The sequence below is a fragment of the Actinokineospora fastidiosa genome (assembly GCF_014648415.1).
Lineage (GTDB): Bacteria > Actinomycetota > Actinomycetes > Mycobacteriales > Pseudonocardiaceae > Actinokineospora > Actinokineospora fastidiosa.
The window spans coordinates 449,868-473,725 of record NZ_BMRB01000004.1 but is presented as its reverse complement, the minus strand read 5'-3'; the positions used below and the strand labels follow the sequence as shown (position 1 = coordinate 473,725).

The 23,858-nt window shown below is 73.8% G+C and carries 24 protein-coding genes and 1 riboswitch; of the genes, 7 read left to right on the top strand and 17 right to left on the bottom strand.

Annotation, left to right across the window (positions count from 1 at the left end):
* Window positions 1-18 precede the first annotated feature (18 nt).
* Window positions 19-2,070 (bottom strand): DNA gyrase/topoisomerase IV subunit B, encoded by a 2,052-nt coding sequence (locus IEY98_RS24220; protein WP_189212899.1) that lies wholly within the window; start codon window positions 2,068-2,070, stop codon window positions 19-21.
* Between the two features lie 322 nt (window positions 2,071-2,392).
* Between IEY98_RS24220 and IEY98_RS24215 the strand changes: the two genes are divergently transcribed.
* From IEY98_RS24215 to IEY98_RS24200, 4 genes are read left to right on the top strand one after another with little or no spacing between them, the layout of a single operon-like run.
* Window positions 2,393-3,139, top strand: a complete 747-nt coding sequence (locus tag IEY98_RS24215) for a lytic polysaccharide monooxygenase (protein ID WP_189212898.1) — start codon at window positions 2,393-2,395, stop codon at window positions 3,137-3,139.
* Window positions 3,140-3,198: 59 nt separating this feature from the next.
* Entirely contained in the window at window positions 3,199-3,813 is a 615-nt protein-coding gene (locus IEY98_RS24210) for a DUF305 domain-containing protein (RefSeq protein WP_189212897.1), read from the top strand.
* A gap of 16 nt (window positions 3,814-3,829) precedes the next feature.
* Window positions 3,830-4,057 (top strand): ATP-dependent Clp protease adaptor ClpS, encoded by a 228-nt coding sequence (locus IEY98_RS24205; RefSeq protein ID WP_189212896.1) that lies wholly within the window; start codon window positions 3,830-3,832, stop codon window positions 4,055-4,057.
* On the top strand, window positions 4,054-4,554 hold the full coding sequence (locus IEY98_RS24200; RefSeq protein WP_189212895.1) for a DUF2017 family protein: 501 nt from the start codon (window positions 4,054-4,056) through the stop codon (window positions 4,552-4,554). The genes IEY98_RS24205 and IEY98_RS24200 overlap by 4 nt, the downstream gene beginning before the upstream one ends.
* Here IEY98_RS24200 and IEY98_RS24195 read toward each other — a convergent pair.
* The 9 genes from IEY98_RS24195 to IEY98_RS24155 all read right to left on the bottom strand — a co-directional run bounded on the left by IEY98_RS24195 (window position 4,538) and on the right by IEY98_RS24155 (window position 11,583).
* Window positions 4,538-5,110, bottom strand: coding sequence for a 1,2-dihydroxy-3-keto-5-methylthiopentene dioxygenase (locus tag IEY98_RS24195; RefSeq protein ID WP_189212894.1), 573 nt, complete (start codon window positions 5,108-5,110; stop codon window positions 4,538-4,540). The genes IEY98_RS24200 and IEY98_RS24195 overlap by 17 nt on opposite strands.
* Window positions 5,107-5,718 (bottom strand): methylthioribulose 1-phosphate dehydratase, encoded by a 612-nt coding sequence (gene mtnB, locus IEY98_RS24190; protein WP_258907395.1) that lies wholly within the window; start codon window positions 5,716-5,718, stop codon window positions 5,107-5,109. The genes IEY98_RS24195 and mtnB overlap by 4 nt, the downstream gene beginning before the upstream one ends.
* Complete coding sequence (gene mtnC / locus IEY98_RS24185; protein ID WP_373292445.1) at window positions 5,711-6,430, bottom strand: acireductone synthase; 720 nt, start codon at window positions 6,428-6,430, stop codon at window positions 5,711-5,713. The genes mtnB and mtnC overlap by 8 nt, the downstream gene beginning before the upstream one ends.
* Window positions 6,421-7,413, bottom strand: a complete 993-nt coding sequence (locus IEY98_RS24180; RefSeq protein WP_189212891.1) for a translation initiation factor eIF-2B alpha/beta/delta subunit family protein — start codon at window positions 7,411-7,413, stop codon at window positions 6,421-6,423. The genes mtnC and IEY98_RS24180 overlap by 10 nt, the downstream gene beginning before the upstream one ends.
* Window positions 7,413-8,555: an acyl-CoA dehydrogenase family protein gene (locus IEY98_RS24175; RefSeq protein ID WP_189212890.1), complete on the bottom strand. Its 1,143-nt coding sequence runs from the start codon at window positions 8,553-8,555 to the stop codon at window positions 7,413-7,415. Before IEY98_RS24175 ends, IEY98_RS24180 begins: the two co-directional genes overlap by 1 nt.
* Window positions 8,556-8,645: 90 nt before the next feature.
* Window positions 8,646-8,990 (bottom strand): antibiotic biosynthesis monooxygenase family protein, encoded by a 345-nt coding sequence (locus IEY98_RS24170; protein ID WP_189212889.1) that lies wholly within the window; start codon window positions 8,988-8,990, stop codon window positions 8,646-8,648.
* A 16-nt stretch (window positions 8,991-9,006) separates the two neighbouring features.
* Window positions 9,007-10,299 (bottom strand): diaminopimelate decarboxylase, encoded by a 1,293-nt coding sequence (lysA, locus tag IEY98_RS24165; RefSeq protein WP_189212888.1) that lies wholly within the window; start codon window positions 10,297-10,299, stop codon window positions 9,007-9,009.
* Between the two features lie 61 nt (window positions 10,300-10,360).
* On the bottom strand, window positions 10,361-11,119 hold the full coding sequence (locus IEY98_RS24160) for a putative protein N(5)-glutamine methyltransferase (RefSeq protein ID WP_189212887.1): 759 nt from the start codon (window positions 11,117-11,119) through the stop codon (window positions 10,361-10,363).
* Complete coding sequence (locus tag IEY98_RS24155; RefSeq protein ID WP_229787329.1) at window positions 11,119-11,583, bottom strand: anthrone oxygenase family protein; 465 nt, start codon at window positions 11,581-11,583, stop codon at window positions 11,119-11,121. Before IEY98_RS24155 ends, IEY98_RS24160 begins: the two co-directional genes overlap by 1 nt.
* 136 nt (window positions 11,584-11,719) lie before the next feature.
* Between IEY98_RS24155 and IEY98_RS24150 the strand changes: the two genes are divergently transcribed.
* Window positions 11,720-12,553, top strand: coding sequence for a DUF2382 domain-containing protein (locus IEY98_RS24150; RefSeq protein WP_189212886.1), 834 nt, complete (start codon window positions 11,720-11,722; stop codon window positions 12,551-12,553).
* A 77-nt stretch (window positions 12,554-12,630) separates the two neighbouring features.
* Here IEY98_RS24150 and IEY98_RS24145 read toward each other — a convergent pair whose 3' ends face one another.
* Genes IEY98_RS24145 through IEY98_RS24135 form a run of 3 tightly spaced genes read right to left on the bottom strand, consistent with a single transcriptional unit; the run spans window position 12,631 to window position 16,963 of the window.
* Window positions 12,631-13,752: an SWIM zinc finger family protein gene (locus tag IEY98_RS24145; RefSeq protein ID WP_189212885.1), complete on the bottom strand. Its 1,122-nt coding sequence runs from the start codon at window positions 13,750-13,752 to the stop codon at window positions 12,631-12,633.
* Window positions 13,749-16,580 (bottom strand): SCO1167/SCO6262 family helicase, encoded by a 2,832-nt coding sequence (locus tag IEY98_RS24140; protein ID WP_189212884.1) that lies wholly within the window; start codon window positions 16,578-16,580, stop codon window positions 13,749-13,751. The genes IEY98_RS24145 and IEY98_RS24140 overlap by 4 nt, the downstream gene beginning before the upstream one ends.
* Window positions 16,581-16,606: 26 nt before the next feature.
* Window positions 16,607-16,963, bottom strand: coding sequence for a VOC family protein (locus tag IEY98_RS24135; protein WP_189212883.1), 357 nt, complete (start codon window positions 16,961-16,963; stop codon window positions 16,607-16,609).
* Window positions 16,964-17,037: 74 nt separating this feature from the next.
* Between IEY98_RS24135 and IEY98_RS24130 the strand changes: the two genes are divergently transcribed.
* Window positions 17,038-17,769 carry a TetR/AcrR family transcriptional regulator gene (locus tag IEY98_RS24130; RefSeq protein WP_189212882.1) on the top strand — a complete coding sequence of 244 codons (732 nt, stop codon included), beginning with the start codon at window positions 17,038-17,040 and terminating at the stop codon, window positions 17,767-17,769.
* Window positions 17,770-17,860: 91 nt separating this feature from the next.
* Complete coding sequence (locus IEY98_RS24125; protein WP_229787327.1) at window positions 17,861-19,213, top strand: glycoside hydrolase family 6 protein; 1,353 nt, start codon at window positions 17,861-17,863, stop codon at window positions 19,211-19,213.
* 63 nt (window positions 19,214-19,276) lie between these two features.
* On the opposite strand, the gene IEY98_RS24120 is transcribed toward IEY98_RS24125, so the two are convergent.
* From IEY98_RS24120 to cbiE, 4 genes are all read right to left on the bottom strand, one after another.
* Window positions 19,277-20,722 (bottom strand): SulP family inorganic anion transporter, encoded by a 1,446-nt coding sequence (locus tag IEY98_RS24120; RefSeq protein WP_229787325.1) that lies wholly within the window; start codon window positions 20,720-20,722, stop codon window positions 19,277-19,279.
* Between the two features lie 209 nt (window positions 20,723-20,931).
* Entirely contained in the window at window positions 20,932-21,669 is a 738-nt protein-coding gene (locus tag IEY98_RS24115; protein WP_189212880.1) for a cobalt-precorrin-6A reductase, read from the bottom strand.
* Complete coding sequence (gene cobM / locus IEY98_RS24110) at window positions 21,666-22,409, bottom strand: precorrin-4 C(11)-methyltransferase (RefSeq protein WP_189212879.1); 744 nt, start codon at window positions 22,407-22,409, stop codon at window positions 21,666-21,668. The genes IEY98_RS24115 and cobM overlap by 4 nt, the downstream gene beginning before the upstream one ends.
* Window positions 22,406-23,602 carry a precorrin-6y C5,15-methyltransferase (decarboxylating) subunit CbiE gene (cbiE, locus tag IEY98_RS24105; RefSeq protein ID WP_189212878.1) on the bottom strand — a complete coding sequence of 399 codons (1,197 nt, stop codon included), beginning with the start codon at window positions 23,600-23,602 and terminating at the stop codon, window positions 22,406-22,408. The genes cobM and cbiE overlap by 4 nt, the downstream gene beginning before the upstream one ends.
* Window positions 23,603-23,655: 53 nt before the next feature.
* A riboswitch (cobalamin riboswitch) is annotated at window positions 23,656-23,844 on the top strand.
* Window positions 23,845-23,858 lie beyond the last annotated feature (14 nt).

Below are 23,858 nucleotides of genomic sequence, written 5' to 3'. Positions count from 1 at the left end.
ATCGGGACGGCGGGGGGATCAGATATCGATGGCGTCCTGGTCGACGCGGGCGGCGGAGTCGACCAGCCAGTTGCGGCGGGGTTCGACCTTCTCGCCCATCAGCAGCTCCAGCGCTGCCTCCGCGGCGTCCGCGTCGTCGAGGGTGATGCGGCGGACCGAGCGGGTGGCGGGGTTCATCGTGGTCTCCCAGAGCTCGTCGGCGTCCATCTCGCCGAGGCCCTTGAACCGGGGAACGGGGGTGATGACCTGCTTGCCCGACTTGGTCAGCGAGGCGACCTTCTGCTCCATCTCGCGCTGGGTGAAGGTGTAGAACGTCTGGCCGTTGCGGCCGCGGGTCTGCACCTTGTGCAGCGGCGGCATGGCGGCGTAGAGCCTGCCGTCCTCGATCACCGGGCGCATGTACTTGGCGAAGAGGGTGATCAGCAGGGTCCGGATGTGCGAGCCGTCGACGTCGGCGTCGGCCATGATGATGACGCGGCCGTAGCGCATGGCGCCGAGGTCGAACGTGCGGCCGGTGCCCGCGCCGAGGACCTGCACGATGGAGGCGATCTCGGCGTTGCGCAGGGTGTCGGCCAGGCTCGCCTTCTGCACGTTGAGGATCTTGCCGCGCAGCGGCAGCAGCGCCTGGTACTCCGACACCCGCGCCATCCGCGCCGAGCCGAGGGCGCTGTCGCCCTCGACCAGGAACAGCTCGCTGCGGGCCACCCCGGTCGCGCGGCAGTCGACCAGCTTGGCGGGCATGGCCGCGCCCTCCAGCGCGGTCTTGCGCCGGGCGGCGTCCTTCTGCTGCTTCTGCGCGATGCGCACGCGGCCTGCGTCGACGATCTTCTGCAGGACGACCTTGGCCTCGGACTTGGTCCTGCGGTCCTCGGTCCATGCCCTGATGTGCTTCTCCACCACGCCCTGGATCACCTTGGTGATGCCCGCGGTGGACAGCTCGTCCTTGGTCTGGGAGGTGAACTGCGGCTCGGGGATGCGCACGTGCACGACCGCGGTCATGCCCTCCAGCACGTCCTCCAGGGTCGGCAGGTCCTCTTTGGGCTTCAGCAGCCCGCGCGTCTTGGAGATGGCGTCCTGCAGGGCTTTCACCGCACCGCGCTCGAAGCCCTTGCGGTGGGTGCCGCCGTGCATGTTGCGGATGGTGTTGGTGAAGCACTCGACCGTGCGCTCGTAGCCGGTCCCCCACCGCAGCGCGACCTCGACCTCGGCGCGCCGCTCCACTTTGGACCGCATGACGCCGTTCTCGTCGGCGGCGTTCTCGTGGTAGACGCCCTCGCCGTCGATCAGCAGGGTGCCGGAGACCGCGCGCTCGCTGTCGGGGGCGAGGAAGGCGACCATGTCGGTCAGGCCGCCGGGGAAGTGGAACGTCTCTTCGGCGATCGCGCCGTCGGTGGCGTCGCGCAGCACGTAGGTGACGCCGGGGACGAGGAAGGCAGTGTTGCGCAGCTTGGCCCGGACGGTCTCGACGTCGAGGGCGGCGCCGTTCTCGAAGTAGCGGGCGTCGTGCCAGTACCGGATGGACGTGCCGGTGGACTCGCCGCGCTTCATCTTCCCGGTGACGCGCAGGCCGGACTGGTGGGTGAACCTGGCCTTGGGCCCCGGCCCGTCGAACACGCCGGGCACGCCGTGCGCGAAGGACATCTCGTGCACCTTGCCCTCGCGCTTGACGAGCACGTCGAAGCGCAGCGACAGGGCGTTGACCGCGGAGGCGCCGACGCCGTGCAGGCCGCCGGAGGTCTTGTACCCCGAGCCGCCGAACTTGCCGCCCGCATGCAGCCGGGTGAGGACGAGTTCGACGCCGGAGAGGCCGGACTTGGCGTGCACGCCGGTCGGGATGCCGCGGCCGTCGTCGTCGACCTGGACGCTGCCGTCGGCGTGCAGGGTCACCACGACCCGGCCCGCGTGACCGGCGACACCCTCGTCGGTGGCGTTGTCGACGATCTCGGTGAACAGGTGGCGCACGCCGCGGCTGTCGGTGGAGCCGATGTACATGCCGGGCCGCTTGCGGACCGCCTCCAACCCCTCAAGGTGTGTGAGGTCGTCGGCGCCGTAGAGGGTCTCGGCTGTCACTTTCGTCGCTCCCCGGGGAAATGGCTCGCTGGTCGAACAGGTGTCCCAAACTACCCGACCGTATCCGCCGGGTATGACAGCCTCGCCGATCCACCACCTCGACCATATGACGAATCGGTATGGCGCACCCGACGCGGCCCGCTGGTAAGAACGGCAAGCCGGAGCAGCCCGCTGGTCTTGACGGGTGATCAGCAGGCTGGTTATGGTCTAGACCAAAGCTGTACTTCCGGGAGGCAGGCGTCCCACTGCTTGCCCGTTTCCACCCCCTGCGCCGGGCGACGGCCCGGCGGAAACGCAGTCCGCCCCCGTGGAGGAGCAGACAATGAAGCACAAGCGCAAACTGGCCATGTTCGCCGCCGGTGTGGGCATCAGCCCGCTGATCATGATCGCCCTGCCCGCGTCGCCCGCCGCGGCGCACGGGTACATCTCGACCCCGCCGAGCAGGCAGGCGCAGTGCGCCGCTGGCACCGTGTCCTGCGGGTCCATCAAGTACGAGCCGCAGAGCGTGGAAGGCCCGAAGGGCCAGCGCAACTGCCACGGCGGCGTGTCCCGCTTCGCCGACCTCAACGACGACTCCAAGCCGTGGCGGGCGACCTCGGTGGGCTCCTCGGTGACGTTCAACTGGATCATCACCGCCCGCCACCGCACCACGACGTGGGAGTACTACATCGGCGGCACCCGGGTCGCGCTGTTCAACGACAACGGCGCGCAGCCGGGCTCGCGGGTGACCCACCAGGTCAACCTGGGCGGCTACAGCGGCAGGCAGAAGGTGCTGGCCATCTGGAACATCGCCGACACCGCGATGGCCTTCTACAACTGCGTCGACCTGCAGATCGGCGGTGGCGGCACCACGCCGCCGACCACGCCGCCGACCACCCCGCCCACCACGCCGCCGACGACCACGACCACCACCACGCCGCCGTCCACCGGCACGTGGGCCGTCGGCACGGCGTACTCGGCCGGTTCCACGGTGACCTACAACGGCGCCTCGTACCGCTGCCTCCAGGCGCACACGGCACTGGCGGGCTGGGAGCCGGACACGACCCCGGCGCTCTGGGCCCGGATCTGACCACCCCCGGTGGAGCCCGCGGCGCGGCGGGCTCCACCGGCGTCCCCCCAGGAGTCCCCATGCGCCGCTGCGCGCTGTTCGCCCTGGTCCTGGCCCTGACCGGGTGCGCGGGCCCGCTGCCAGCCGAGTTCGCGCCGTCCTCGCCCGCCGCCGGGCACGGGCACGGGCACCAGCCCGTGCAGGCCCCTCCCCCGTCCCCGGCCGTGGGCGACTACAACCTGGCCGACGTGATGTACCTGCAGATGGCGATCGCCAACCACGAGCAGGGCATCGAGCTGGTGGCGCTGGCCGAGAAGCGCGCCGTGCGCCCCGAGGTCGCCCAGCTGGCCGCCGCGATCGGCGCGACCCAGCGCACCGAAGTGGGCCAGATGGAGGCCTGGCTCACCGGCTGGGGCCAGCCGACCGAGGTCGACACCAACCCGGACGCGCACGCCCACCACGGCGGCATGCCCATCACCGACCCGGAGTCGCTGGCCGCGCTGGCCGCCGCGCCGGACGGTGAGTTCGAGGAGCGGTTCGTCAGCGTGCTCACCGGGCACCAGCACAACGCCGTCGAGATGGCGCGGCGGGAGCTGACCGACGGGGTGAGCCCCGACGTGAAGAAGTTCGCCGACAAGGTGGTGCAGTCCCGCACCGGGCAGATCAGCGCCCTGCTCAACCTCGGTTCGGCCTGACGGCATACTGCCGGGCGTGACCTGGCCGGTTTCCCTCGTGAACGACGACACCACCTCCGTCGCCGTGGTGCTGCACGCGCTGGCGGCGGTCTGCGGCATGCCGCCCGAGCAGGCCACGGCCGCAGCGCAGGTGGTGCACCAGCGCGGGCACGCCCAGGTCGCGGCCCTGCCCGACCGGGAGTCGGCCGAGGCGATGGTGGTCCGCTTCCAGCGCTACGGCATCCACGCCGCGGTGATCGCGTGAACCCGGACGTCTCCGACGACTACTTCGACACCGCCTCGACCGGCGACGGCGTCCTGGTCCGCATGTCGGACAACGTGGCCGCGACTCTCACCCACCACGTGGAGAGGCTGGCCCGGTTCCTGGAGACCGGAGCCGTCGACGCCGAGCCCGGCGGGCTGTTCCGCAGGCGGACCACCAGCGAGGACGTGGCAAGGCGGATGTTCCCCGACGCCTACCCCGACCGGGCCGAGTCCGACGCCTTCCGCGCCCGCCACACCGCCGCGCTCGGCGACAGCGCGGCGGCCCGCCGGTTCATCCACCGCTGCTCGACGGGCAGCCAGCACGTCCTGCCGCGCGAGGAGGCCGACGAGTGGATCGGCGTGCTGGGCATGGTCCGCTTCGTCGCGTTCCCGCGCACCGGGGTCCGCGGCGACGCGCCCGAGCTGGTCTGGTTCAACTGGGCGCAGGAGTCGCTGGTGGCCGCGCTGCACCCGGATTGGTTCAGCGCGCGGCCGTGATCTCGTCGAACGTCGGGAACCGGTGGGCGACGGACTCCTCCAGGAAGGACGCCACCCAGCCGTCGTCGTCGTGGAAGAAGCGGATCGAGACGTAGTCCGGGGTCGTGCCCATGTCGAACCAGTGGGTCGTCTTCGCCGGGACGCTCAGCAGGTCGCCCGCCTCGCACAGCACGGCGTGGACCTTGCCGTCGACGTGCAGGTAGAAGATCCCGGAGCCGCGCGCGAAGTAGCGGTCCTCGTCGTCGTCGTGGGTGTGCTCGGACAGGAACTTCTGCCGCGCGGCCGCCGCCTGCTCACGCCACTGCGGCGTGTCCTCCGGCGTCATGGAGACCGCGTCCACGTGGATGTAGCCCTCGGCGGCGATGACCGCGTCCACCTCGGCCCGGTAGGCCGCCAGCACCTCATCCGAGGTGGGCTTGGCGGGCAGGTCCACGACGGTCCAGCGGGTGAGGCGCACGCCGATGCCGGACAGCACGGCGGTGATCTCGGCCGGGTCCTCGGTGCGGGTCAGCACGGTGGCCGGGTCGGTGTCGGGCCACACGGTCAGCAGGGTCATCGGGCCACCTCCGTGGCGAAGCGCAGCAGCCACTCCAGGCACTCGGCCCGGTGGCGGGCGGTCATCAGGTCGTCCCCCCACACGTACACCCCGTGGCGGGCGACCACCAGGGCGGGCGTGGCGGGGTCGAAGCCGCGCTCGAAAGCGTCGCCGAGGACGCGCATGTCCTGGCTGTTCGGCACGACCGGGATCCGGACCTCGTCGTCCTCGGCCGAGCGGCCGAAGCCCTTGAGCATCTCCAGGTCGCGCAGCACGATCCCGCACGGCCACAGCTCGGCGGCCACTACCGGGGCCAGCATGTGCAGGTGGACCACGGCGCCCGCGCCGGACACCGCGGCGATGCGGGCGTGCAGCCCGGCCTCGGCGGACGGGCGCAGCCCCGGCCCGCCGGGCTGCTCGTCCACCGGCTCGCCCGCGCCGTCGACGACGACGAAGTCCGTGGGCGCCAGCTCGCCCTTGTCCAGGCCGGACGCGGTCACCGCGAGCCGCAGCGGGTCGCGGGACAGCGTCACCGACAGGTTCCCGGACGTGCCGCGCATCCAGCCCATCCCCGTGTAGCGGGCGCTCTCGGCGGCCAGGGCGGCCCCGGCCGCCAGGGCGTCAGGCACGGGACACCTCGACATCCTCCAGCGACGCGACCACGCGGTGGGCGCCGAAGTCGGCGTCGGCGTACGGCTCGCCCGGCCGGGCCAGGCCGATCGTGCGCCAGCCCGCGGCCGCGGCGGCGTCGAGCTCGGCGGGCACGTCGGAGAGGAACAGGATGCGCTCGGGCGCCGGACCGCCGAGGCCCTCGGCGATCGCGGCGTAGGAGGCCGCCTCCCGCTTCGGCCCGGCGTTCACCGTGTCGAAATGGTGGCGGAACAGGCCGGTCAGGTCGCCCTCGGTGGTGCTGGAGAACGACGCGATCTGCCCGGCGACCGAGCCGGACGAGAAGATCGCCATCGGCACGCCAGCGGCGTGCCAGGCGCGCAGCCGGGGCACGACGTCCGGGAAGTACTCCGAGACCAGGTCGCCGCTGGCGTAGCCGCGCTGCCAGATCAGGCCCTGCAGCGTCTTGAGCGGCGTGGCCTTGCGGTCGGCGTCCATCCAGCCGTGCAGGACCGCGACGATCTCGTCGGTGCCCGCTGACTCGGGCAGCCCGGCCTCGGCGCGGATCTCGGCGACCGCGCCCGCCACCAGCGGGTCGGTCCGGTTGGCGTCGATCCACGGGCCGAGCCGGGGGCGGGCGTAGTCGTAGAGCACCACGTGCACGCCGCTCGTGGGCATGATCGTGCCCTCGATGTCCAGCACGACCCAGTCAATCGTGTCGGTCACTGCGATCCTTCCCAATAGCGGTCGAGCGCGTCGGGCGCGAACGGGCCCCGGTCGGTGACGACGGTCGTGACGAAGCGCGGCGGGGTCACGTCGAAGGCCGGGTAGCGGCCGCGCACGCGGGTGCTCGCCGTGCGGTGCCCGAGGGTGTGCAGCACGTCGTCGCCGTCGCGGTGCTCGATGGGGACGTCCGCGCCGGTCGCCGCGGTCCGGTCGGGCGACTGGACCATGGCCAGGTACGGCACGCCGAAGGCATGCGCGGCCACGGCCAGGCCCAGCGTGCCGACCTTGTTGACGACGCTGCCGTCCATGGCGACGCGGTCGGCGGCGGTCACCAGCGTGTCGACCGCGCCGTCGGCCAGCACGGCCGCGCCCATGCCGTCGGTGATGAGGGTGGTGTCGACGCCCATCTCGGCCAGTGTCTCCGCGGTAAGCCGGGCGCCCTGCAGGTAGGGCCGGGTCTCGGTGCACACGAACGACAGCGTCCGGCCCGCCCGCTGGGCGGCGGCCACGGTCTCGGTGAGGTAGAGGTCGGCCCAGCAGTGCGTCAGGACGCGGGCGCCGTCGGGCAGCAGGGCGGCGGTGTGCTCGCCGAGGGCGCGGCTGCGGGAGCGGTACGCCGCGTCCCCGAGCGCGGCCCCGCGCTCGGCCGAGCCCACCACGTCGTCGGGGTCGAAGGCGTCCATGACGAACGCGACGGCCTTCGCGAGGTGGTCGTTGGTCGGGCGGGCGGCGACGATGAGCGCGGCGTCGGCGGCCATCGCCGCGCGCGGGTCCGGCAGGCGCGCCGCGGCCCGCGCGGAGAGCACCATCGCCTGCAGGGCGGCGAAGTACGGCCCGGACGACTGGGTGACCATGTCCGCGATGGCCTTGGCGACGTCGGCAGCGGTGGCGCAGCGGACCCAGACGCGCTCGAACGGGAAGCGGCGGCGGTCCAGGATGCGCACGCCGTCGTCGTCGAGCCGGACGCTGTGGGCGAGGGTCGGCTCCATCAGCTGTAACCGGTGACCGGGGGCAGTTCGCCGGTGAGCAGGTGCCTGCCGACCTCGGCCGCCTTGTAGACGGCCGGGTCGTGCAGGGTGAGCGTGCGGGCGTTGCGCCAGAAGCGGTCGAGGCCGTAGCGGTTCGCGGTGGCCCGCGCGCCGGTCAGCTCGAACACCCGCCCGGTGACCTCCAGCGCCACCTCGGAGGCGAGCGCCTTGGCCGAGGCGATCGCCAGGCCGGTCGCGCCGCGCTGCTCGGGGGTCAGCGCCGGTCCCTCGGCGTCGGCCGCGGCGAACGCGGCCGCGGCGCGGTCGACGAGCAGGTCGGCGGCGTCGGTGCGGGCGGTCAGGACGCCGTAGGCAGCGAGGGTGTGCGGGTCGTCGACGGCCTTCTCGACGCCGGACGCGGGCCAGGCGCGGGTGAACCGCCGGGTGTAATCGGCGGCGGTGGCCAGCGCGCCCCGGGCGGTCGCGGTGAGCACCCGGCTGAGGACGAGCTGGAAGGCGAGCGCGGGCAGGTTCGCCATCGGGTAGCGGGGGTCGGCCGGGTCGGGCTGCGCGCCGAGGATGTCGTGCTCGGGCACGAAGACGTCGGTGAACTCGACACCGCCGCTGGCCGAGAGCCGCTGGCCGAGGTTGTCCCAGTCGCCGAGGGGCCGCAGGCCGGGGGCGTCGCCCGGGCAGACGAAGGTGACCTTGCGCGCACCGTGCACGGCGCTGACCACCAACCGGTCGGCCACGCTGGCGCCGGTGGCGAACATCTTGCGGCCGCTGACCAGGTAGCCGCCGTCCACTTCGGACATCACGAGGGCGTCGTCGCGGGGGTTGGCCACGCCCGCCCAGAACCAGCCGTGCTCGGCGGTGGCGCGCCGGGCCTCGTCGGCGTACTCCGGCCTGCCGAACAGGCCGAGGCGCCAGACGTGCAGGTAGTGGTAGCCGAGCAGGTGGCCGACCGAGGCGTCGGCGGCGGCGACCTCGGCGAGCACCCGGTGCACGAGCGGCCAGTCGCCGACCGGCACGGTGAGCAGGCCGTGCGCGCGCAGCAGGTCGACCTCGGCCCGCGGCTCGCCGCCCTTGGCCTCGCGCTCGACCGCGTCGGCGGCCAGGGCGCTGGCGACCTCGCGCGCGGCGTCCTCCCACTGCGTGCTCATCGAACCCCTCTCGGCGTGCTCCGGAGAGGAGTATGCCTGGCGCGACGGGGGCCGCCCACCATGCGGGCGGGGTGACCGCCGTCACCCCGTCTAGTCCACTGTGGACCTGCGGAAGCCGTAGGCGCGCTCGACCTTGGCGACCCGCAGCTCGTAGGCCTCGTACCACTGCTCGCGGCCGCGCTCGCGGGTCTCGGCGTGCTCGGGGTGGTCCCGCCACTCGGCGATGGCGGGCTCGTCCCGGAAGTAGGAGACGGTGATGCCGACCCCGTCGCGGGCCCCGTCCGCGCCCAGGTAGCCGGGGATGGTCTTGACGAGCTCGAACATCCGCTCGGCCGCCTCGGCGTAACCGGCAGTGTCGGGGGTGAGCAGCGAGGTGAAGATGACGGCGTAGTAGGGCGGTTCGGGTGTTTCGGCGAGGAGGTCCCCAGGGTTCACAGGCGCTATCGAAGCCTCAGCCGACGTCCCTGCGCAAGAGGTCGGCCGCCCGTTCCCGGCGCAGCAGCAGCCGGTGGGTCCCGTCGTGGACGGCGACCAGCGGCGGCCTGCCGACGGCGTTGTAGTTCGAGGCCATCGACAGCTGGTAGGCGCCGGTCACCGGGACGGCCAGCAGGTCGCCGGGCCGCAGGTCGGCGGGCAGGGGCACGTCGGCGAGCACGTCGGCGGCCTCGCAGTGGCGGCCGACGACGGTGTGCGCGACCAGCACGGCGGTGGACCGGCGGCCGACGAGCCGGGCGTGGTAGCGGGCGCCGTAGAGCGCCGGGCGCGGGTTGTCGCTCATCCCGCCGTCCACGACGACGAACCGGCCCTTGACCGCGGCGACCCGGTACAGCGCCACCCCGGCCGGGCCGACGACCCAGCGGCCGGGCTCGACGGTCAGCCGGGGGCGGGGCAGACCCGCCTTCCCCGACTCGTAGGCGAGGGCCACGAGCACCCTGCGGGCGTACCCGGCGAGGTCGAAGTCGGCGTCGCCGGGCAGGTAGGGCACGCCGAGGCCGCCGCCGAGGTCGAGTTCGCCCAGGGTCAGCCCGTAGCGCTCGCGGACGCGGCCCAGCAGCCGCACCATGCGGCGCGCGGCCTCCTCGTAGGCGTCCACGGCGAACACCTGGGAGCCGAGGTGGCAGTGCAGGCCCACCAGGTGCGCCCCCGGGCGGGCCAGCAGCGCGCCCACGGCGTCCTCGGCCTCGGCCAGCGGCACGCCGAACTGCTGGGCCCCGGTGCCGGTGGTGATCTTGGGATGGGTCCGGGCGTCCACCTCGGGCGCGATCCGCAGCAGCACCCGCTGCGCGCGGGCGGGCGGCAGCGGCTCGTCGGGCCGGTCCAGCACGATCCGGCCGACCGGGCGGCCGACGTCGGCGGTCGTCTTCGCGGTGCCGTGCATGATCATCCGCTCGGCCGGGAAGCCCGCCGCCTCGGCGACGGCGGCCTCGCCGCCGGAGCACACGTCCAGCGCGCAGCCGAGCGCGTCGAGGCGGCGCACCAGGCCCCGGCACAGCAGCGCCTTGCAGGCGTAGGCGATCTCCGCCTCGGGCAGCGCGGCCCGCAGCAGGCCGACGCGGCGGTCGACCTCGCCCAGGTCGAGCACGTGCAGCGGGGTGCCCCGGGTGCGGGCGAGGGCGATCAGGGAGACGCCGCCGACGACGAGGTCGGCGGTGTCGGTCATGCGGGCCGAGCGCGGCCAGAGTCCGGGCTCCAGGGCCACCGGGTGGGACCGGCCCAGCGTGGGCACCAGGTCGAACAGCGTCATGCCCCGAGCACACGCCCGTGGCGTCGCCGTCCCCAGTGGTCCGAACGGCGCATTGACGCGGTCAGCGCGTTCCTTGACGCGTCCCCAACGCCCCTGTGACGACCGTCGCCTCGGGATCGCGCACCACGCCGACGACGAGGCCGTGCCCGGCGAAGACCGCCTCGGCGGCCGCCACCTGGCTCTCGTGGGCCTCGATGAGCAGCAGCCCGCCCGGCGCGAGCCAGTCGGGCGCGCCCTCGGCCACCCTGCGGTGCACGTCCAACCCGTCCGACCCGCCGTCGAGCGCCACCATCGGCTCGTGGTCGCGGGCCTCGGGCGGCATCAGCGCGATCTCGTCGGTTGGCACGTACGGCGCGTTCACCACCAGCAGGTCGACCCGGCCGCGCAGGCGCTCGGGCAGCGGCGCGTACAGGTCGCCTTCGAGCACGCGGTCCGCGCCGAGGTTGCGCCGCGCGCAGGCGACGGCCCTGGGGTCGATGTCCACGGCGGTCAGGTCCACGGCCCCCAGCGCCGCCTCGACCGCCATGCCGACCGCCCCGGAGCCGCAGCACAGGTCCACCACGACCGACCCGCCCGCGGCCACCGCGGCGCGTACCAGCGCCTCGGTCCGCCGCCTCGGCACGAACACGCCCGCGTCGACCGCGACCCGCAGGCCCGCGAACTCCGCCCAGCCGAGCACGTGCTCCAGCGGCTCGCCCGCGACCCGGCGCGCGATGGCGCGCCCCGGGTCCGGCAGGTCGAGCAGGAGCGCGGCCTCCTCCTCGGCGAACACGCAGCCCGCCGCGCGCAGCCGCGCGACCGTCTCGTCGTAACCGTCCACTAGAGGCCCGCGCAGTACAGGGCGAGGCCCGCGGTCGAGAGCACGGTCCGCACGTGGTTGGACCGCACCCACCTCGGCTCGAACGCGCGCCGGACGGCACTCGGGTCGGCGATGGCGTCCACCGGCCCGGCCGCGTCGAGGCGGTTGTTGAGCGGGATGTTCACCGCGAACGTGACCACCATGGACGACACGGTCAGCACCGCGCCCGCGAGCACGGCCGGGCGCGGGTCGTCGGCGGCGGTGAACTCGATGAGCACCACGCCCAGGCTGCCGACCAGGGCGGCGAGGAACACCAGGCCGAACACCGGGTTCTGGATGCGCCGGTTGACCCGCTGCATGGTGTCGACGAACGCGCGGTCGTCCACTTGGGCCAAGGCGAGCATGACCGCGGCGGAGAAGGCGAAGAACAGCCCTGCGACCAGGCCGCTGGCGACTGTCGTGACGATCAGGACGACCTCGGACACGGTGCCTCCGGTTCTCTGTGGATCACCCTACAACCCGTCACTCGGATGGGTGACTCCGTCCCCGCCGACGTATGTGGCCCACCCCGGCCGGGTAGGCCCGGTGCCGAGGCACGACCCGACCGAAGGGAGTGAGCCGATGATCGACCAGGCCCAGATCAACCAGCTGTTCGACTGCGACATGGTCGACGCGCACGGCGAGAAGATCGGCTCGGTGAAACAGGTGTGGCTGGATGACCGAACCGGCCGCCCGCTGTGGGCCGAGGTGCACACCGGCCTGTTCGGCATGAAGGACACCTTCGTGCCGATCCAGGAGGCCAGGATGGGCCAGGGGCAGATCGTGGTGCCCGTGGACAAGAAGCAGATCAAGGACTCGCCGCACATCGATATCGAGGGCGGGCACATGTCGGACGCGCAGCAGGACGAGCTGTACCGCTACTACGGCATGATCCCCACCGCCAGCACCGGCGAGCACGACCGCCTGCCCGGCGGCCGCCAGCAGCGCGGCACCACGACACGGGACACGGCGACACGGGACACCGGGGCCAGGAACACCGGGACCAAGGACACCTCCCGCAAGGGCGGCGGCATCACCCGCCACGAGGAGGAGCTGCACGCGGGCGTCCGCGACGTCGAGGCAGGCCGCGTCCGGCTGGTCAAGCACGTCGTCACCGAGCGCCAGGACATGAGCGTCCCGGTCAGGCGCGAGGAAGTGCGCGTGGTGCGCGAACCGGTCGACCCCAACCGCCCGGCCGACCCGAACGCCTTCGGCGATGAGGAGGCCGAGGTCACGCTGCACCGCGAGGAAGCCGTCGCTGACAAGACGGTCCGCCCGGTGGAGAAGGTCCGCCTGGACAAGGAGACCGTCACCGACCAGGAACGCGTGAGCGGCAACGTTCGCAAGGAACGCATCGACGTCGAGGACAACACGACCACCCGCAACAAGCGCAACGACCGCAACGACCGTCGCTGACGGACCACAGACCCCAGCCGTGGCCGCGGAAGAACGCGGCCACGGCCTGGTCTGTCGCAAGGCCGTCCCGGCGATGCTCACCCGTTGAGCATCGCCGTCGCCGCGTCCGGCGACGGCGCGCCCGACGGCCACCACCGGCCGCCGCGCTCGCGGTACGGGTACCAGCGCCCGTCGCGGCCCAGACGGACCTGGGCCGCGCCGACGGTGATGCGGTTGGCCGCGACCTCGGCCTCCGCGTCGGCGACCGACGCCACCGCATCCCGGCCCCTGGCGAGGTCCGCTGCGGGCGGGCGCCACGACGCCTCCAACACGCGCAGGGCGGGCAGCCCGCCCTGGCGCCACGCGGCGACCGCCTGGTCCAGGTCCTCCCGCGCGGGCCGCAGGCGCTCGACGGCCGTCGGGTGGGTCGCGGCGAAGCGCACCACGTCGTCGGCCGCCGTCAGAACCGGGACCGGGCCGCCCGTGAGCAGCGCTCGGGCGCGGACGGCCGCGTCGGCCGCCAGCAGGGCCAGCGCGTCGGGGTCGACGCCCGGGGCCGCGGGCACCGACAGCGGTGCGGGCGGCTCGTCGGGGACCGGCGGCGGGTCCGGCAGCGGCGCGGGCCGTCGCGCGAACGCCTCCGCGGCGGGCACGCCCTCGACGGTGTCCGGCGGCTCCAGGAGGAACTCCCGGCCCCGCCCTCGGATGAGCAGCAGCACGAACGGGTCAGCGTCGAGCAGCCACGCCGCCTGGTAGGCCACGGCCGCCGCGTGCCTGCACGGCATCTCCCAGCCGGGGCAGCCGCACTCGGAGTCGAAGTCGCCGATGCCGGGCAGCAGGGCCACCCCGGCCGCCGACGCCGCCTCCGCCAGCGCGGCGGGCATCTCGCCGTCCAGCAGGGCGGCGATGTGCCCGGACTCGGCGGCCACCTGGCCCGCGAAGCGGTCCCACTCCGCGTCGGACAGGACCGGCACCCGCACGACCGTCGCGTAGCTCGTGTCGTCGCCGTGGTCGTGGACCTGGGCGGTGAGCCGACCCGCGCTGACGGTGATCGCCCCGACCCGGCCGGACCGGGCCAGCCGCCTGCCGACGCGCAGCTGCTGGGCGTCGAGGGCGCTGTCCTCCAGGCCGCTGATCCACGCCCGGCCCCACCAGGTGCGGGCGAACCTGCCGGTGCCGGGCACAGCGGGGAACGCGGGGAAGCCCCGCGCCGCGCTCACGCGCCACCCCGCAGTTCCACCAGCGCGGCGAGGTCCGCGTCGGACAGCTCGGTGAACGCCGCCTCGCCCGAGGACAGCACGGACTCGGCGAGGTCGCGCTTGCCCGCCAGCAGCGCGGCGATGCGGTCCTCCAGGGTTCCCTCCGCGATCAGCCGGTGCACCTGCACCGGACGGGTCTGGCCGATCCGGTACGCCCGGTCGGTCGCCTGGTCCTCGACGGCCGGGTTCCACCACCGGTCGAAGTGGACGACGTGGTCGGCGCGGGTGAGGTTGAGGCCCGTCCCGGCCGCCTTGAGCGAGAGCAGGAAGACGCCGAACTCGCCCCGGCCGAACGCGGCCACCAGCTCCTCCCGGCGCGGCACCGGCGTCCCGCCGTGCAGGAAGCCGGTGGGCACGCCGCGCTCGCGCATGCGCCGCTCGATCAGCCGCGCCATGGCCACGTACTGGGTGAACACCAGCACCGCGCCGTCCTCGGCCCGGATGGTGTCCACCAGCTCGTCGAGCAGGTCGAGCTTGCCCGAGCGGCCCGCCAGCCGCCCCGACGCGTCCTTGAGGTAGTGCGCGGGGTGGTTGCAGATCTGCTTGAGCCCGGTGATCAGCTTCATCACCAGGCCGCGGCGGGCCATGCCGTGCGCGGAGCCGATCTCGGCCATGGTCTCGCGCACGAGGGCCGTGTAGAGGCCCGCCTGCTCGGCCGACAGCGGCACCGGCTGGTCGGTCTCGGTCTTGGGCGGCAGCTCGGGGGCGATGCCCGGGTCCGACTTGCGCCGCCGCAACAGGAAGGGGGTGATCAGCCGGGCGAAACGCCGCGCGACCACCGGGTCGCGGTCGCCCTCGATCCGCTCGGCCCACCGGGCCCGGAACGACGCCTGCGAGCCGAGCAGCCCCGGCGTCGTCCAGTCCAAAATAGACCACAGCTCGGACAGGTTGTTCTCCACGGGAGTGCCGGTCAGCGCGACGCGCGCGGTGGATTTCAGCGCGCGCAACGCCTTGGCGGTCGCCGAGGTGGGGTTCTTCGCGTGCTGGGCCTCGTCGGCGACGACGAGGTCCCACTGGTGCCCGGACAGCCGGTCGAGGTCGGCGCGCAGCGTCCCGTAGGTCGTCAGGACGAAGCCCTCGTCGGCCAGGTCGCGGGCCGCGCCGTGGAAGCGGCGGACCGGCACGCCCGGGGCGAACCGGCGGATCTCCCGCTCCCAGTTGCTCAGCAGCGACGCCGGGCAGACCACCAGCGTGGGCCCCGACGCGCGGTGCAGGTGCAGGGCGATCAGGGTGATCGTCTTGCCCAGGCCCATGTCGTCGGCGAGGCAGGCGCCCAGGCCGAGCGAGGTCATCCTGACCAGCCACCGCAGCCCGCGCAGCTGGTAGTCGCGCAGGGTCGCGGCCAGGCCGGGGGGCGCGTCGACGTCCTCGGCGCCGGAGTCGGGGTCGGCGATGCGGGCGCGCAGCTCGTCCAGCCACGCGGCGGGCTCGACGTCCACCGTCTCGCCGTCGACCTCGACGGACCCGGTCAGCGCCATGCCGAGCGCGGCGAGGCCGTCGACCGGCTTGAGCTCGCGCTCCCGCGCCCGGCGCAGCGTCTCGGCGTCGACCAGCACCCAGCCGTCGCGCAGGCGCACGACGGGCCGGTGGGCGTCGGCGACGCGGTCCAGCTCCTCGGGGGTCAGGGTCCGGCCGCCGACGGCGATCCGCCAGTCCAGCCCGACCGACGACGCGAGCCCGCCCGCGGCCCGACCGACGGCGACCCGGCTGGTCAGCCCGCCCAGCAGTTCCCTCGGCCAGTGCACGTCCACCCCGGCGGCGGCGAGCCGGGGCGCGGCGGCCATCAGCTCGTCGATCTCGGCGTCGTCGAGCACCAGCCGGTCGGGCACCGGGCTGCCGAGCAGCCGGGCCAGCGGCGGCCACTCCCGCGAGGCGCGCCGCAGCGCCCGCGTCACCTCGACCCGGGCGTTGCGGCCGAGGTCCGTCCCCGCCCACACCTGCGCTGCGTCGACCACCACGGACGGATCGGCCAGCGAGTGCGCCTGCACGACGGCGTGGAACGCGCCGGTCGCGTAGTCCCCGCCCGGCACCTCGGCGCGCAGGGACACCCGCAGCCCCGCGTCGAGGCCGCCTGCCACCTCATCGGCCCACGCCCGCAACCGCGGCGCCTTGTGGACGGCCCGCGCGGCGTAGAGCGGCCCCCCGGCCACCTTGACTGCCGCCGCGGTGCGCGGCATGCCGTCGACCACGGCGTCGAGGAACTGGCGGACCAACGCCTCGGCGTCGGGCAGCCGGTCCCCGGTCACGGGCAGGGCACGCGCGCTCGCGGGCATGGCGGCGGCCAACTCCCGCACCCGCGCCACATCGTCCCCGTCCAACGGCCCCGCCCGCCACGCGTCGGCCCCACCCGCGCTGAGCGCGGGCACGATGCGCCCCCGCGCCACCAGGTGCAGGGCGAGCACCACCGCCGCCCCCCAGAACGCCGCCGCCGGGTCAGCCGAGCCGTCCCGCCGAGCCCGACTGAGCACGGGCACGGCGTCGGCCACGGATAGCTTGGTCACCGCGACGGTCGTCAGTTCCACACCCCCGGAGTTGTGCACAGGCTGCGAGCGAGCCCTATTGACAAGATCGGAATCCCGGTAGCCTGGAAGAGAAGGACGGTCTGACCCCCGGTTGGGGCGGGGCGTGCCATCTGGGGTGGTGGGGGTGAACAGGGTCAGTTCGGCCGGGTCGCCGACGTCGAAGGTGCCGATGAAGGCGATCGTGCTGGTGCGGGGTGGGTCGGCCGGGTGGAAGACGGCCTGGGTGCGGGTCAGGGCTGCGGCCGTGTCGGCCGGGATGTTCGCCACGGGCAGGGATTCTCCCCTTTCGCTGGTCAGTTGGGCCGCTCGCCGAGCCACTGGACCAGTTGGACGGTCAATCCGTTCGGGTCGGTGAGTTGACAGAGGCGTTCTCCCCACTCCTCGTCCTGGACCGGGCCGACCTCGACGCCCTCCCTCGTCAGGCGGGCGGCCTCGGCGCGCACGTCGGCCACCTCCAGTGCGATGATCAAACCGGCGGCGAGCGGCGTCCCGGGCAGCAGCGCCACCTCGAAGTCGGCGTCGTCGCGCACCAGCTTGGCGATGTGGTCCTCGACCATGACCGGACGGAAACCGAGGTGGTCGATGTAGAACGCGGCACCCGCCCGCACCTGCGCCACGTGCGCGGCCAGGGTCACTCGACGAACCTGCACTCACTACCCCTTAGAATCAGTACGCCGTACGACTCGTACAACGTACCGTACACCATACGAACGGTGGTGCGCACATGGCCGAGAAGAACGAGCGACGTGATCCCGCTCGCACCATGACCCTGCTCTGGCGCACGCCGGGCGAGCCGGGACGCGGGCGCAGGCCGGGGCTCACCGCCGACGCGGTCGTCGCCGCGGGCATCGAGCTGGCCGACGAGGCCGGTCTGGCCGAGCTGTCCATGCGCCGCGTCGCCGAGCGGCTCGGCGTTGGCACGATGTCGCTCTACACCTACGTGCAGAACAAGGCCGACCTCGTCGCCGCCATGCGCGACCAGGTCGTCGGCGAGGTCGCCGTGCCCGATCCCGCTGGCCCGTGGCGCGACGAGCTGACCGGGTACGCCCGCGGCCTCTGGACGCTCATGCACCGCCACCCCTGGCTGCTGGGCACCCCCATCGCGCACGAGCTGGCCGGGCCGAACGAGACCGTCCGCATGGACGCCGTGCTCGCCATCGGCGCGGCCGCCGGGCTGTCCGAGCCGGACATGCTCGGCGTGTACCTGCTGGTCGACGCCTACGTGCGCGGCCTGGCCTGGATCTCGGTGGACACCCAGCAGGCCTCGGCCCGCAGCGGGATGTCCGAGGTCGAGTGGTGGGCGGACAAGGAGGCCTTGGTCAACGCCTACGTCACCCCCGCCCGGTTCCCGGCGATGACGGCAGTGGCCGCGTCCGGGGCGTTCGCCATGGACGGGTTCGAGTTCGGCCTCGCCCGCGTGCTCGACGGGATCGCCGCCCACCTGGACTCTCTGTGATCGATCCAGTCCGGGGGGTTCCCTTGGCGGTCGGCGGATCGTAAGCTGGGAGCGCTCCCAAGAACTTCACCGCCGAGTCTCGGAGTCGAACGTGCCCCCTGCCATCCCTGTCCCACCCCCGGTCCGCAGGCGAACGAGCGTCGCCGCGGGCGCGCTGGCCGCGAGCGCCGCGCTGCTGGCGGGCGCGGTCGCCATGCTCGGCCCCGCCGCCTCGGCCGCGGAGTCGGAGTTCTACGTCGTCCCGGACACCTCGGCGGCCCGCTGGGTCGCGGCCAACCCCAACGACCCGCGCGCCGGGGTGATCCGCGACCGGATCGCGTCGGTGCCGCAGGCCAAGTGGTTCACCACCACCAACACGAGCGCCGTGCGCGGGCAGGTCGACGCGTTCGTGGGGGCCGCGGCCGCCGAGGGCAAGATCCCGATCATGGTCGTCTACAACATCCCCAACCGCGACTGCGGCGGGCCGAGCGGCGGCGGCGCGCCCAGCCACGACGCCTACCGCGCCTGGGTCGACCAGGTGTCCGCGGGCCTGGCCGGACGACCCGCCTACATCGTGCTCGAACCCGACGTGCTGCCGCTGATGAGCAGCTGCCAGACCGCCGATCAGCAGACGCAGACGCGGGCGTCCATGGCGTACGCGGGCAAGAAGCTCAAGGCGGGATCGGCGCAGGCCAGGGTGTTCTTCGACATCGGCCACTCGGCGTGGCTGACCCCGTCGGAGGCGGCGAACCGGCTGCGCGGCGCGGACATCTTCACCAGCGCGGACGGCATCTCGACCAACGTGTCGAACTACCGCGCCAACTCCGAGGCCGTCCCGTTCGCCAAGGCGGTGCTGAACAACCTCGGTGACAGCAGGCTCAAGGCCGTCATCGACACGAGCCGCAACGGCAACGGCCCCCTCGGCGACGAGTGGTGCGACCCGCCGGGCCGGGCGATCGGCGTGCCGAGCACGACGCGGACCGGCGACGCGCAGATCGCGGCGTTCCTGTGGGTGAAGCTGCCCGGCGAGGCCGACGGCTGCATCGCGGGCGCGGGCCAGTTCGTCCCGCAGCGCGCCTACGAGCTCGCCCAGGCCGCCCCGCCCACGACGACCACCGGCCCCACCACCTCGACCACGACGACCACCACTCCCCCGCCCGCGGGCTCGTGCCGCATCGTCCACCGGACCGTCAACGCCTGGTCCGGCGGCTACACCGCGGAGGTCGTCATCACCAACGGCGGCACGGCCGTCAGCTCGTGGACGGTCGAGTTCACCGCCCCGGGCGTGTCCGTCACCAACGGCTGGAACGGCACCTGGTCCAAGACGGGCGACACCATCCGCGTCACCAACGCGGCGTGGAACGGCAACCTGGGCGCCAACGCCAGCGTGACCGTCGGTTACAACGGCTCGGGCTCCGCCCCGACCACCGGTAACCACACCCTCAACGGCGCGCTCTGCACCTGACGCATCGACGCGCGCCCGCATGGGGCCCGGCTCGCCGCCCGAGCCGGGCCCCCTTCACTGTCCTCAGTGGCCGGTCAACTCGCCGGTGAGCCTGCCGTGCATCGTGGCGCTGTGCTCGTTGAGCCCGACGATCTCGACGGTCTTGCCGCGCTTGCCGTACTTGGTGACCACGGCGTCGAGCACGGCCACCGTGGAGGCGTCCCAGATGTGGGCGTCGGTGAGGTCGATGACCACCTGGTCCGGGTCGCCCGCGTAGTCGAAGCGGTGGACCAGGTCGTTGCTCGAGGCGAAGAACAGCTCGCCGGTCACCGCGTAGACGACCTGGCCGCCGTCGGGATCGGTGACCGAGGTGACCCCGACGAGCCGGGCCACCCGCCGGGCGAAGATCACCATGGCGGTCAGCGCGCCGACGACCACGCCGATGGCGAGGTTGTCCGTGGCGACCACGACCGCGACGGTCACCACCATCACGGTGATCTCGCCCGCGGGCATCCGCTTGAGGGTCTTCGGCGCGACGCTGTGCCAGTCGAACGTGCCGACCGCGACCAGCACCATCACGGCCACGAGCGCGGCCATCGGGATGTCGGACACCAGCGGGCCGAGCAGGACGCACAGGACCATCAGGAACGCGCCCGCGAGGAAGGTGGACAGCCGCGTGCGCGCGCCAGCGACCTTCACGTTGATCATCGTCTGGCCGATCATGGCGCAGCCGCCCATGCCGCCGAAGAACCCGGTGACGATGTTGGCCACGCCCTGCCCGATGGCCTCGCGCGTCTTGTTGGACCCGGTGTCGGTGATGTCGTCGACCAGCTTCGCCGTCATCAGCGACTCCATCAGCCCGACCAGCGCGAAGGCGAAGGCGTACGGGAGCAGCAGCGTCAGGGTGTCGACGGTGAACGGCACGTCGGGGATGCCCGGGGTGGGCAGCGAGTCCGGGAGCGCGCCCTTGTCGCCGACGGTCGGCACCGCGATGCCCGCCCCGACGGTCAGCGCGGTGAGCGCGACGATGGCCACCAGCGGGGCCGGGACCGCCCTGGTCAGCCGGGGCAACAGCACCATGATCAGCAGTCCGGCGCCGAACAGCGGATAGACCGGCCACGGCACGTCGATGAGCTCGGGCACCTGGGCCAGGAAGATCAGGATCGCCAGCGCGTTGACGAAGCCGACCATGACGCTGCGCGGCACGAACCGCATCAGCCCGGCCACGCCGAGCGAGCCGAGCAGCACCTGGATGAGCCCGCCGAGGATGACCGCGGCGATGAGGTGGCCCAGGCCGTACTCGCGGGCGAGCGGGGCGACGACCAGGGCGATGGCCCCGGTCGCCGCGGAGATCATGGCGGGCCTGCCGCCGACGAACGAGATCACCACGGCCATGGTGAACGACGCGAACAGGCCGACGCTCGGGTCGACACCGGCGATGATGGAGAAGGAGATGGCCTCGGGGATCAGCGCGAGCGCGACGACCAACCCCGCGAGCACCTCGGTGCGGACAGCCTTGATACTCAGCACAACCAACCAGACGTGTTCAGGCGCACGGCGAACGGCGCGAGGCGGCGCTGCCCCGCGATGACAGGAACCGGGAATGGGACCACTCTCGACCGAGCGGTCACGGCGGCAGGAAGACCCCGACCTGGCGGATGACAACCACCCCTGGTTTGACGACGACCCCAGCGAAAGTGCGCTGAACCACCTTATCCGCCACGGGCGGCGGCGAGGATTCAGCCCGCCGAGAGATTGCTCACCCCGAGCCAGGCGAGCGCCGCCGCCACGGTGCCGACCACGGGCACGTCCGGCGCGGCCGGGCGGTCGACGACGACCACCGGGACGCCGAGGTCGCGGGCGGCGGCGAGCTTGGCCGCGGTGAGCGGGCCGCCGCTGTCCTTGGTCACCAGGACATCGATGCGGTGCTCGCGCATCAGGCCGGTCTCACCATCCACAGTGTACGGACCGCGCGCGAGCACCACCTCGGACCGGGCGGGCAGCGGCGGGTCGGGCGGGTCGACGCAGCGGATGAGGAACCACTGCGGACAGTCGGCGAACGCGGCGAGGCCCTGGCGGCCGGTGGTCAGGAACACCCGCTCGCCCAGGCTCGCGACGGCCAGCGCGGCGGCGTCCAGGCTTCCCACGCGGTGCCACACGTCGCCGGGACCCGCGGCCCAGCCCGGCCTGCGCAGGAGGACGAGCGGCACTCCCGCCTGAGCGGCCGCCGTCGCCGCGGAGGCGCTGATGCGCTCGGCGAACGGGTGGGTGGCGTCGACGACGGCGTCGATGGACTCCCGCCGCAGCCACTCGGCGAGCGCGGCGGGGCCGCCGAAGCCGCCGATGCGCACCTGCCCGACCGGGAGCCGGGGATCGCGCACCCGACCGGCCAGCGAGGTGATCACGTCGTGGCCGGGGTGCAGCGCGGCGGCCAGGGCGCGGGCCTCGCCCGTGCCGCCCAGGACGAGCAGCCTCACCCGCGGTCCCGCGCGGCGGAGTACAGGTGGCTGTCGCAGAAGTCCGGGGACCCGAGGGCGCGCCCGACCATGATGACGGCCGTCCTGCGGACACCGGCGGCGTGCACGGCCTCGGCGATCGTGCCGAGCGTCCCGCGCAGGACGACCTCGTCCGGCCGGGACGCCCGCGCCACCACCGCGACCGGGCAGTCGGCGCCGTAGTTCGGCACGAGTTCGGCGACGACCTCGTCGATGCGCTGCACCGCCAGGTGCAGCACCATCGTGGCCCTGCTGCGGCCCAACGACGCCAGGTCCTCCCCCGGCGGCATGGGCGTGGCGCGGGCGGACGTGCGGGTGAGGACCACGGTCTGCCCGACCCCGGGGACCGTCAGCTCCCGGCCGAGCGCCGCCGCGGCCGCGGCGAAGGCGGGCACGCCGGGGCACACGTCGTACGGCACGCCCGCCGCGTCCAGCCTGCGCATCTGCTCGGCCATCGCGCTGAACACCGAGGGGTCGCCGGAGTGCAGGCGCGCCACGTCCTGCCCGGCGGCGTGGGCCGCCAGCATCTCGGCGACGATCTCGTCCAGCGTCAGGTTCGCCGTGTCGACCTTGCGGGCCCCGGGCGGGCACACGTCCAGCAGTTCCACCGGCACCAGCGCCCCGGCGTACAGGCACACCGGCGACGCGGCGATGATGTCGCGCCCGCGCACCGTGATGAGGTCGGCCGCGCCGGGTCCGGCGCCGACGAAGTGAACGGTCACATCTCCTCCTTGGCCACGCGCCACTGCGTGATCGCCCGCTGCGGCTGCCACGCCGTGAACCCGCCCAGCGCGCCCGCCCGGTCCACGGCGATCCGGGTCAGCGTCCCCCCGACCTCGCCGTGCCAGCGGGTCACCAGCGACTCCGACTCCAGGGTCACGGCGTTGACCACGAGCCTGCCGCCCGGCGCCAGGGCCGTCCAACACGCCGGCAGCAGGCCGGGGGCGGTCGCCCCGCCGCCGACGAAGACCGCGTCGGGGCGCGGGAGTCCGGAGAGGACGTCCGGGGCGGAGCCGATCACCAGGTCCAGGTGCGGCACGCCCAGCGCGGCGGCGTTGCGCGCCGCGCGCGCCGCCCGGTCGGGGCGCGGCTCCACCCCGACCGCCCGGCAGGCCGGGTGCGCGCGCAGCCATTCGATGCCCACGCTGCCCGAGCCCGCGCCGATGTCCCACAGCAGTTCCCCCGGCTCGGGGGCCAGCGCGGCCAGCGTCACCGCCCGGACCTCACGCTTGGTGATCTGCCCGTCGTGCTCGAAGACGTCGTCGGGCAGGCCCGGCACCCTCGGCAGCCGCCGGGCGCCCTGGCCCGCCACGCACTCCACGGCGACGACGTTCAGCGCGGGCGCGGGGCCGGTGTAGGACTCCGCGGTCGCGGTCACCGCCGACTCCGTCGGCCCGCCGAGGTCCGACAGGACGGTGAGCGCGCTGGGGCCGAAACCGCGGTCGCGCAGCAGCGCCGCCACCGCGGCGGGCGTCTCGCCGGACGCGCTCAGCACCAGCACCCGCCTGCCCGGGTGCACGGCAGCGTGCAGCCGCTCCACCGGACGGCCCACCGCGCTGACCACCTCGACGTCCTGCAGCGCCCAGCCCAGCCGCGCGCACGCCAGCGACGCCGACGACGGATGGGGCAGCACGTCGACCCGGGTCAGCGCGCTCAGCTCGACGCCGATGCCGAACCACATCGGGTCCCCGCTGGCCAGCACGCACAACCGGCGTCCGGCGTTGGCCTCGACCAGCCCCGGCAGGGCGGGCAGCAGCGGCGACGGCCACGGCACCCGTTCGGCGGCGACCTCCGTCGGGAGCAGGCCCAGCTGCCGCGCCGAGCCGAGCACCACGTCGGCCGCGCCCAGGGCGTCCCGGCTCGCCGACGGCAGACCCGCCCACCCGTCCGCGCCGATCCCCACCACCGTCACCACGGGCGCACACGCTAACCGGCGGCCGGAGATCCACGCCACGTGGCTTGGCCCACCCGCGCCCGGTCTGACACGATGCCTTGCGACGAAGCAGGGTGTGCGAGGAAACCGGTGCGAATCCGGTGCGGTCCCGCCACTGTGACCGGGGAGCGCCCCTCCCCCGCGTGCCACCGGGCGACCGGGAAGGCCGGAGCGGGCGCGGCGATCCGGGAGCCAGGACACTCGGCCCTGCCTGATCACGAACCGGGCGCGGACCCGG

Coding starts and splice junctions, on each gene's coding strand:
- IEY98_RS24215 (WP_189212898.1), top strand. CDS start 2,393: ATGAAGCACAAGCGCAAACTGGCCATGTTCGCCGCCGGTGTGGGCATC.
- IEY98_RS24210 (WP_189212897.1), top strand. CDS start 3,199: ATGCGCCGCTGCGCGCTGTTCGCCCTGGTCCTGGCCCTGACCGGGTGC.
- IEY98_RS24195 (WP_189212894.1), bottom strand. CDS start 5,110: ATGACCCTGCTGACCGTGTGGCCCGACACCGACCCGGCCACCGTGCTG.
- IEY98_RS24180 (WP_189212891.1), bottom strand. CDS start 7,413: ATGGAGCCGACCCTCGCCCACAGCGTCCGGCTCGACGACGACGGCGTG.
- IEY98_RS24175 (WP_189212890.1), bottom strand. CDS start 8,555: ATGAGCACGCAGTGGGAGGACGCCGCGCGCGAGGTCGCCAGCGCCCTG.
- lysA (WP_189212888.1), bottom strand. CDS start 10,299: ATGACGCTGTTCGACCTGGTGCCCACGCTGGGCCGGTCCCACCCGGTG.
- IEY98_RS24150 (WP_189212886.1), top strand. CDS start 11,720: ATGATCGACCAGGCCCAGATCAACCAGCTGTTCGACTGCGACATGGTC.
- IEY98_RS24130 (WP_189212882.1), top strand. CDS start 17,038: ATGGCCGAGAAGAACGAGCGACGTGATCCCGCTCGCACCATGACCCTG.